Here is a 9803-nt window from a genome sequence, read left to right as displayed (position 1 = left end):
AACTCCACCATCCACGGATTCCTTACCGTACTCCTCCTCGTAGCGCTTCTTGCAGTCTCCACTGCACAGATATACATGACACAAACCGTTGAGGGTCTTCTTCAGCATATCCGTTCTGAGTATATATCCATCACAGTCTATCGCCCAGTCCGGTATCTCATCCGGCTTCACTATGACTATGATCGGCATATATCTGTCAGGGCTCTCAACAATCGCATTCAGCTTGTCATAGCTGATCTCCTCAGGGCTTGATCCCTCCTCCATGACTATCCCGGCGTCTACAAAGCCAACCTGATTGAACATATCCTTCATGAACTTTGGCCTGCTGTATCTTCTCTCCTTGACGTTGATGGTCTCACATATGTTCTCCACATTCACATCATATATATCCCCGGCACTCACCATATCCACTGTCACATGCCATATAACACCAGCCTCTGAATTGCTTATGTGCTGGAAATCCATATGAAACTCACCGGCCTCATATGTTATATATACCTTATATCCTATGGTGGAATAATCCACACTCGTGAGTTCCTCGGGCATCTGTGGGAACACCATACTGATGTGCTCTCTGACCCATTTGTATATGATCTCACACGCCTTGTCATAACCCGCCGCAGGTATTCCTACCCTGTGGCTGTACACAACATTCGGAACCATAGGCTTTATCTCAGTCTTCACCTCTGGTCTGACCGCTGGAACGAACTGCTCCTTGTCAAGCAGCCTTGATATATACTCGTTGTGGACTATCTCCTTGTTGATCAGATAAATAACTCTGTCAGGAGTCAGCTCCTTGTGATACTTCTTGTTGAGCAGTATATCAACCAGTTCGCGCTTGCTCACAGTGTGGAACTGCGCCACGATATCCGGATTGTTGTCCAGATATTCCCTGAGCTCAGGCTTAAGCGGATCCTGCGTGATCCTGAGCCTGTATTTGCTTCTTATGGCATTCTCCCAGTTCTTCTCCTTGTACTGTGAGTCGTGAATACTATTGAAAATCTGCATGATAGACCAGTCGCACAGCTCCAGATTGGCTATGATACTGTTCATGACTCTGGACAGATCCTCATGTCCAGTCCACAGATCGGTCTCCTTGGAATCAGAACCCAGCTTATACTTATATCTCATCTCATGCTCTATCTCATGCCAACCCTCGAAGAGCACCGTCCTGAGCTGTACCTCAAATGTCTGATCAAATGGCTTGTTCCACACACTTGCAGGTATGTTTCGCAGATATTTGCTCGGTATCCTGAACACACCGTTACATTTCTGTGCCTCAAATTTGTTCTCCTCATTCTTCGTCTTGGACCAATTGTCCAGAAGAAACGTCTCCTCAAGTATCTTCTCACATATATCCATGTCCTCCAGATAGAACAGGTTGATTCGTATACCTATGATATCCTGAATCTTTCTTCCACCTTCCTGCATGGAGTATTTACCAGTCTCCAGCTTGTGCAGAAGTGACGATTCTGACTTGATTCTCGATGTACTGTTAAAATATATTCCCGCATTGTTCAGCTTCGTGACAAGAGTGTTGAGCAGACTCATCTTCACATTGTTGATCTCCTCTATCTCCTGTTCCTGAAGAAGCTTCTCGTCACTATTATAGTCATAGATGCTATAATCCATTCCATCATTCCTTTTCTGTAATTATATATCAATCCGCCCTGCGGCGTCTTTCCTATATCCACGCATATCTTTATCTAGTATATCACAATAATTGTGTATTTTGCTTAAAATAATATGAACATTTTATAAAAAACAGTGCAATTCCACCCTTATAGTATAAAATCCACTCCATTTTCTTGCGAAAGTAAAGGCTTGTATATATAATTAAAAGGCTAGAACACAAATGAGAGGTTAAATTATGATTTTAGACTGTCAGAACATCTGCAAAGCATTTGGCACAGATGTTATATTGGACAATATTTCTTTTCATCTTGAGGAAAAGGAGAAAATGGCTATAGTCGGCATAAACGGCGCCGGCAAGACCACTCTTCTCAAGATAATAATGGGTGAGGAAAGTGCTGACTCCGGTCAGGTCATAGTGTCAAAGGACAGGACCATCGGTTATCTGTCCCAGTATCAGGAGAGCAATTACAACACCACTGTCCGCGGAGTCATGATGGATGCACTAAAGCCTATCCTTGAGCTTCAGAACAGGATGCGCGAACTTGAACACACTATGGCTGAGCAGTCCGGTGAGGAGCTTGAGAAATCTTTGGAGCTCTACAACCGCTACACCCACGAATTCGAATATAAGAACGGCTATAGCTGTGAGAGCGAGGCAAATGGAGTTCTCAAAGGACTAGGTTTCTCCAAGGAGGATTATGACCGCCACACGGACTCTCTGTCCGGTGGCCAGAGGACAAGACTTGCACTCGGCAGACTCCTCATGGTGAAGCCGGATATCATCATCCTCGATGAGCCGACAAACCATCTGGACATGGAATCCATCTCATGGCTTGAGGGCTTCCTGTCATCCTACCAGGGAAGCGTCATCATCGTCTCCCACGACCGTTATTTCCTTGACAAGATCGTGACCAAGATAGTCGAGCTCGACAATGGCCACAGCCAGGTATACAATGGCAACTACACCTACTTCGCACAAAAGCGTGCAGAGATCCGTGAGAACATGATGAAGGCATATCTCAACCAGCAACAGGAGATCAAGCATCAGGAAGAGGTCATCACGAAGCTCAAGCAGTTCAACCGTGAGAAGTCCATCAAACGTGCAGAGAGCCGTGAGAAGATGCTCTCACGTATAGAACGTCTCGACAAGCCAACCGAGGTTGCATCCGAGATGAGGATCACTCTTGAGCCAAATGTCTTAAGCGGCGAGGATGTTCTTACGATCGAAGGACTCTCCAAATCATTTGGCGACAATAATCTGTTCTCAGGAATAGATATGGATATCAAACGTGGCGAACACGTCGCCCTGATAGGTGGAAATGGAACCGGAAAGACAACCATACTGAAGATGATCAACAGGCTTGTATCCAAAGATGCCGGAGCTATCATACTTGGATCACGCGTCAAGATCGGTTACTACGATCAGGAACATCAGGTACTCACGATGTCCAACACCATATTCGATGAGATAAGCGACGCCTACCCTGATCTGTCCAACACCAGAATCCGTAATGTCCTTGCGGCATTCCTCTTCACAGGTGAGGACGTGTTCAAGAGGATACAGGATCTGTCAGGTGGCGAGCGTGGACGTGTGTCCCTTGCCAAACTGATGCTCTCTTCCGCCAACTTTCTTATTCTGGATGAGCCGACGAACCACCTGGATATCACATCAAAAGAGATACTGGAGAATGCCATAAGGAACTACACCGGCACTGTCCTGTATGTATCCCACGACAGATACTTCATCAACCAGACGGCCACAAGGATCATCGAGTTAAGGGACAAACAGCTCACAAGCTATATAGGCAATTACGATTACTACGAGACCCACAGAACGTATTCCACAGATTCAGGAAGTCCATTCACTCCAATAAGCGGAGTCTCTGACGCACCGGCCCAGACCGCTCCCGCTGTCTCACAGGCCAAGCTCTCATGGCAGGAAAGCAAAGCTGAGGCGGCAAGGCAGCGCAAGAAGGCAAATGACCTGAAGAAGCTTGAGGCATCCATCGAGGAACTTGAGAACAGGATCGCAGAGATCGATGAACAGTTTCTTCTTCCTGAGAACGCCACAAATGTCGGTCTGCTGAACGACCTCACAAAGCAGAGGAACGAAGCCGACACAGAACTCAACGAGCTCTACACGAAATGGGAGGAACTGTCCGAGGAGGACTGATGGCGGAATCGCTCATGTCAAACCTGCAGGCTTAACTATATCAACAAATACCAAAAACACCATATACGACTACAGCAAAGAGGATCCATATAAGGTATCCACTCACCGTATTCATATATGGTGTTTTCTTTGTTATCATGCACAGTCTCCTGTACATCTATTGTTCATACATGTCTCATGCACAGTTCCCTGTACATTTATGTCAATCTCTCTACATTCTAATGTCTCACATGAATTATCTTCATGGCATACTGTCCCGACAGATCATATGCAGAATTGCTTATATAGACCTGATCGCTGCTGCCCATTCCACCCTGAATGATCCAGTATTCAGGCTTATTTCCGCTGTTAGAACCCCAGTCATGCACATATGCCTCACATGCCGAAGCCGGAACTCCAAGCTTTCTCAGATACTGCTTAAGTGCAGTCGCTGAAGAGAACTTTCCAAAATAGATTCCGACATGGGTCGGCTCTCCATTCGTATAGTAGACAACTATATCACCAGGCAGGAGCACATCGTATGAGAAGTCCTCCCTGTCCGCTGTGAGCTCGTAATCCGTCGCCTCACCCCAGCTTCCATTCTGCGCCAGAATCGCCTTGGCGATGACCTTGCGGAGTGCCCAGTCTGAGCATATATTTGATGAACTGATCACGAATCCGCCATTTGCAAAGTCAGTGTACTTGACTGACATATCACTTCCCGGAGTGCTGCTGCCTGCGTATCTAAGCGCATTTGCCACAAATACATTGCAGTAGATTCCTGTCTTGCCCAGATATTCATTGACAACCCTCTTCATCCATTCATCAAAATCCCAGCTTATCGAATCTGTCTTGAAGCATCTTCCCCAACTGTCAAATTCATACTCCACATCACCCACTACTATCTTCGTGAGTTTACTGCAGCGTCCATTTGCATCGCTGAAATAATACACCTTCTTGTTGTTGATCTTGGCGTTCTTAAGACCCTCAGACTTGTCGTTGAGCAGCTTGCCACTTCTGTACTCGGAATATCCTGTACTCTCGTCATAATACACATATTCAGTTACAGTTCCCTCATCGCCTACATAAGCCGCACTGTAATCACTAATCGTCTGCCAGCCCTTTGTTCTGACAGCCTTACCTGTTTTACCAAAGTAACTGCAGTTGTCCTGCAGTCTCACCACAGAATTCTTCTTTACTATCCATCTGTTATTCGAGAATACTCTGTACGTGTCTGCATATCCCGATACAGTATGTGTCGATCTGTAATATATCGCATCAGATATTCCCGTGCTGTCCGTGTGGAGCACAACATGTCCAAATGAAGGTATCCACGCATTCACCGCAGCCGTCCAGCCGCCCTCGCTCGCCACCTTCTGACATCTGTATCTTATGCCGTCCACCTGTACAAAATAGGTTGCCTCTCCGTTTCTTATGTAATACTTCTTATCCCTTGAGATCTCATACCACTTCGTGACGTTGCTCTTCGCACCGTTCACAAAGTAATAATATCTTCTGTTTACCTCGTATACACCGGTTGCCGTACTGGTCCATTTTCCCGACGAATACTGGTACAGTCTTCCCGACTGCATCCGCCTTACTGCCTTGCCGTCCACCGCAAAATAATACACGCAGTTTCCTGATGTGATCCAGGTCGATCTCACCGCAGCGCCGTCACTTCCAAAGTAATAATAGTCTTCTCCAAACTGCTTCACCACGTTCTTGACCGGAATACCCGCTTCGTAGTAGTACACTCTGGAATTTTCTGTTCTGAGTCCCTTGTACGCATTTCCATTCTTGTCAAACAGGACTTTTATATTATTTACCATGATCGCCTTATTCTTGACGGTGATCCTGACTGTTCCATTATAGCTGTAGAAATAATTGCCGTGATAAGCGCTCACAACATGCCCATCAAAAAGCTGGATATACTTCACATCATTTCCAGACATGCTTCCGGATATATCCGCGTCAACAAGCTCCCCTGCCGGTGAACTGCTGCCATATTTGTACCAGCCATCTCCCACAACAGCCTTGCCACTCACAAAGTAATCACAGTACCCGGATCTTGTGAACAGTCCTGTCGCCGGACTGCCCTCGCTATAATACACTCCATTGTAATATCCTGTCAGAGCTACAGAATAGTCCCTGGCAAATGTAAACTTTTTGAGCTCTATGGTATTGCCGCTCTTAACGCTCATGTTGACATATCTGCTTGAAGAATTATAATTCGCTGACTTCAGCATCTCAAAGCTGGTGTCTGTGTAGCTTCCGTTATACTGCACATTTGCATCGCTGTCATCCGCTGCGACAAGATAAAACTTGGAGTTATATCTTATCAGTGCATATGTGATAAGTGTATCACTGTCCTCACCTGAACCAATGAAGTAACTCTCGCCCTCCGCAAAGCTGAGTCTGAACATGCCATCGGTGGAGTTCGTAAACACGTATGTACTGCTGTTCATCTTAAGTGCTGTTTTCTCCACCACGCTGGTAGGCGTCGCCACCCCCGGAGCCTCCGTATCCGCATATACAGATGCAGCCACATCCCCTGCAGTCTCCGCTTTGGCCGTCATGTTCCCCACACACGCCATCTCCGTCAGCAGAACAAATGCCACAGCGATGAGCAGAGCAAGAAATCTTACGTTATTCGACTTATACAATCCCTTCCTTATTGTCCGCAACATACTTCCTCCTGAGTATTTATTATGTATCTATAGTACACGATTTTGGCTGCATGTAAAATACAATATTTGATATTTTTCCGATATCTTCTCCACAAATTTCTTCGCCCCCGCCATATTTCTGTCATCAAGATTGACAAATGGATCATCCATTATGAGCATCGGCTTTTCATCCTGATACATGCTGTCCACTATTGCAACTCTTACACACACTCCGAGGATATCCGCCAGTCCCGAGCTCAAGGTCTGAGAATCCCTGTACATTCCCTGCTCTCTGTACCTGATTGTCATATCCGGGGCCGCCTGTACATTTCCTGCATGCTCTCCTGTAACGCACTCATAATACCTGTCAAATGCCTCCATGACCGGCACCGAATGTCCCACTGCAAATGTATCCCTGGCCTCCCCCAGCAGCTCGTACGCCTTTACGTTGAGCTCGTATCTGTGCAGATCGTCTTCCAAAGCCTTTTTCTTATCCGCCAACGATGCCTTCACAGCAGCTATCTCCTGTCTTCGAAGCTTGAGCTCTGCCAGTTCCCTGGCATACTCGCCAAGTCTCATGTTTTCTGCCATATAGACCGACATCTCCTCATCCATATCGGATTCGTCATCGGCTGTATATATATCATCTGATCCGTCCGATCTGGTATCACCAGCGGCATCCCCCGGCTCTTCCACCTTATTCTTCCTATGCCTGATCTTTTCATTTATCCCGCGTATAATGTAGTAGATTCCGAGTACACAAAACATACCTGCACATACAACAAATATAATCATAGCCATATCGTCAGGTTCTTCTATTCCAAGCATAAATTTCCACATTCCCAGAGATAAAAGTGCTGCGATCAACGCACAAAATCCTGTCATGATATATTTACTGCCACGTTTTTTATTATTTATGCTACTTCCAATGCTTTCTAGTTTTTCTGCATTATCTGCCTCTGGCTTCGCTGATTCCGGATTCAACGGTTCATGCTTTACAACGGCTTTCTGTCTCTGCCGCCTCATCCGGTTCTGATTCTGCATTTCTATCTCACGGATATTTTTATTCAGCTCATTTATACTTCTGTCTATTCCATCAAGCTCCCTGACCTGCTCACGCATCCCATCAAGCTCATATTTTCTCCTGTACAGTTCCCCCGTCCGCTTGGTTGGCGACTGCCTGTTTATAACATTCTTCAGTATCTGTCTGGCATTCTCATAATTGCTTATATCATCCGTGCTGTCAGCGATATTACCAAGCTTAGCACTTATCCCATCCGTCGCCCAGGTCCGGCAGTCATCCTGCCCTATGTACATACTTCTCACAAATGACGCAGAATCCACATGAAACAGCTCCTCCCCAAGCTTATCCGTGAACATTCCTGTCACAGCATGAGTCGCCTCGTCGTATATCACGCATTTGTCATCGCTCTTCTTCGCGCCAAATGTCCTCTGAACCCTGTAGTTTCTGCCCCTGCTCTCAAATACCAGTTCTCCGCCATAGGCAGCCCCCGACCACGGGCGATATCTTTTTCTTTCATTCTCAATGTCATTTCTCTTCGTCTCACCGTCGAAGCCATACAGCATGACCCGGATAAAAGCAGCAAGAGTCGACTTGCCCCAGCCATTATCCTGGACAAATGTATTTATCCCATCCTCGAACTGGACTTCCATGTTATTCAATTTGCCAAATCCATCTATATAACAAGATATCAATCTCATACTTAAAATATCTCCTCGCCCGAAAGAGCCCTGAGTCCTGTCTGGATCACATATGCCTTGTCATTTTCACTCATATCCTGCCTCATGACCTTCCTCACGAATTCGCCCTTGAGGGACGCATCATTCACATACCTCATGTAATCCACCTGAAAATCCGTGTGATCCAAGATCTCCATATAATAGAACGAATCCTGAAACTGCTTAGTCAGATAATCCGTGTTTATCTCGCTCTCAACATTTACCGCGCCTGTGAGGGATACCCTCACCATGTCCCTGGACTCATCTTCCATGGTCCCCGGCAGTTCCTGATACAGTCTGTCTGCGATCATGTCCGCCGCATCAGAGCTTGACTCTGCCCCTGTCACGTCCACTTCCACATCGAACAGCCTTCTATAGGCAAATGGCACAAATTCGGTCTCAACCATATGCTTCCTCTCATCCACGTCAAGCATCATAAATCCATGCTCACCACACTCGTCAAAGCCCCTGCCCTCCAGACATCCCGGATAGCAATAGACTCCCCTGTGATCAAGACTTTCCAGCTTTCTTCCATGCACATGTCCCAGTGCCAGATAATCTATGCCTCTTCCCCTGAGTTTCTTCAGGCATACATCATTCATGTTGCGAGCCCTGCCATATTCCTGCTCCTGTCCGTGGAGTGTGACAATATTTATATCGTTCTCATCCAGTTCGAGTTCATCATATATGCTGTTGCAGTTTTCGTCATTCAGCACAGCGCCCGCGATCACTATATGTGATCCCTTAAGCTGATACTGCGTCCACTCATCTCCGAATAAATACAGATTCTCTGGGAGTCTCCGCCCAGCAAATAAGCTTTCATCCGGGTCATGATTTCCCCTCAGATAGAACACATCTATGTCAGCATACTTCGCTATCTCCCCCAGAACAACATTTATCGTCGTGGCAGACACTGTCTCTGAATCAAAGAGATCCCCCGCTATTATTACCGCCTGCACGTCATTCTCTGCAGCATACCCGAATATTTTCCTGAATGTGTTAAGTATCTCATTTCTTCTGCCTCTGGCTCTTTCTCTTCCAAGATGTGCACTCAGGGCTGAATCAAGATGGATATCCGCACAGTGTATTATTCTCATAGTTCCTCAACCTCAGTCATCTCTATTCTTTTCTTTTTCTATATTAACATAATACGTAAAAATTTGCTCATAAAGAATAAAGTCCACGGCATATGCCGCGGACCCTGTCTACATCATATCATATACCTCCTGTCTGATACACATGTGTTTTCTCTCTGTATTCAACAGCAGAAAACTGTCTCTTAAGTTCATACATGAAGTATATTGCTCCTTGATTTTCGTTCCGTAATTATTACGGATTTTGTTTTTTCACAAACAAAAAACGCCAGAAGCCTTGGTTTTACAAGGTTTCTGACGCCAATCAAACAGGGGATGAGAGAATCGAACTCCCACCAAAAGTTTTGGAGACTCCTATCATACCATTTGACCAATCCCCTATATACAGAAAAAATTTAACACCTGCTGCAGCGTTAAATTTTCCCGGTACGTTTTATTCTGTACCTTCAGAATTTCACACAGAAAGAGGTATCTTCTAAAGCTTATCTCTTAGAAACCTCTAAGGATAAGTCCTCG

The 9803-nt window shown here is 45.8% G+C and carries 5 protein-coding genes and 1 tRNA gene; 1 reads left to right on the top strand and 5 read right to left on the bottom strand.

What is annotated here, in order from left to right:
* A partial coding sequence (locus tag ABUA34_RS12975; protein ID WP_349823445.1) for a RelA/SpoT-related domain-containing protein occupies window positions 1–1632 on the bottom strand: 1632 nt, incomplete at its 3' end.
* Window positions 1633–1870: 238 nt separating this feature from the next.
* Between ABUA34_RS12975 and ABUA34_RS12970 the strand changes: the two genes are divergently transcribed.
* Window positions 1871–3808: an ABC-F family ATP-binding cassette domain-containing protein gene (locus ABUA34_RS12970; protein WP_349823444.1), complete on the top strand. Its 1938-nt coding sequence runs from the start codon at window positions 1871–1873 to the stop codon at window positions 3806–3808.
* Window positions 3809–4026: 218 nt separating this feature from the next.
* Here the strand turns inward: ABUA34_RS12970 and ABUA34_RS12965 are convergent, their stop codons facing one another.
* The 4 genes from ABUA34_RS12965 to ABUA34_RS12950 all read right to left on the bottom strand — a co-directional run bounded on the left by ABUA34_RS12965 (window position 4027) and on the right by ABUA34_RS12950 (window position 9667).
* Complete coding sequence (locus ABUA34_RS12965; RefSeq protein WP_055280052.1) at window positions 4027–6474, bottom strand: hypothetical protein; 2448 nt, start codon at window positions 6472–6474, stop codon at window positions 4027–4029.
* A 27-nt stretch (window positions 6475–6501) separates the two neighbouring features.
* The gene (locus ABUA34_RS12960) at window positions 6502–8175 is read right to left on the bottom strand and encodes an ATP-binding protein (protein ID WP_349823443.1); all 1674 of its coding nucleotides are present in this window, start codon (window positions 8173–8175) and stop codon (window positions 6502–6504) included.
* A gap of 2 nt (window positions 8176–8177) precedes the next feature.
* Entirely contained in the window at window positions 8178–9290 is a 1113-nt protein-coding gene (locus ABUA34_RS12955) for a metallophosphoesterase family protein (protein ID WP_055273562.1), read from the bottom strand.
* A 306-nt stretch (window positions 9291–9596) separates the two neighbouring features.
* Window positions 9597–9667 (bottom strand) — tRNA-Trp (locus ABUA34_RS12950).
* Between the last annotated feature and the right edge of the window lie 136 nt (window positions 9668–9803).

It is taken from the genome of Coprococcus sp. RTP21428st1_C9_RTP21428_210409 (assembly GCF_040227395.1).
GTDB lineage: Bacteria > Bacillota > Clostridia > Lachnospirales > Lachnospiraceae > Coprococcus > Coprococcus aceti.
Note: the sequence above shows the minus strand (reverse complement) of the source record. Positions and strands in the feature narration are given on the sequence as shown.

Bases quoted from the DNA above. Each gene is read 5' to 3' on its own strand.
- ABUA34_RS12970 (WP_349823444.1), top strand. From the start codon at position 1,871: ATGATTTTAGACTGTCAGAACATCTGCAAAGCATTTGGCACAGATGTT.
- ABUA34_RS12965 (WP_055280052.1), bottom strand. From the start codon at position 6,474: ATGTTGCGGACAATAAGGAAGGGATTGTATAAGTCGAATAACGTAAGA.
- ABUA34_RS12960 (WP_349823443.1), bottom strand. From the start codon at position 8,175: ATGAGATTGATATCTTGTTATATAGATGGATTTGGCAAATTGAATAAC.
- ABUA34_RS12955 (WP_055273562.1), bottom strand. From the start codon at position 9,290: ATGAGAATAATACACTGTGCGGATATCCATCTTGATTCAGCCCTGAGT.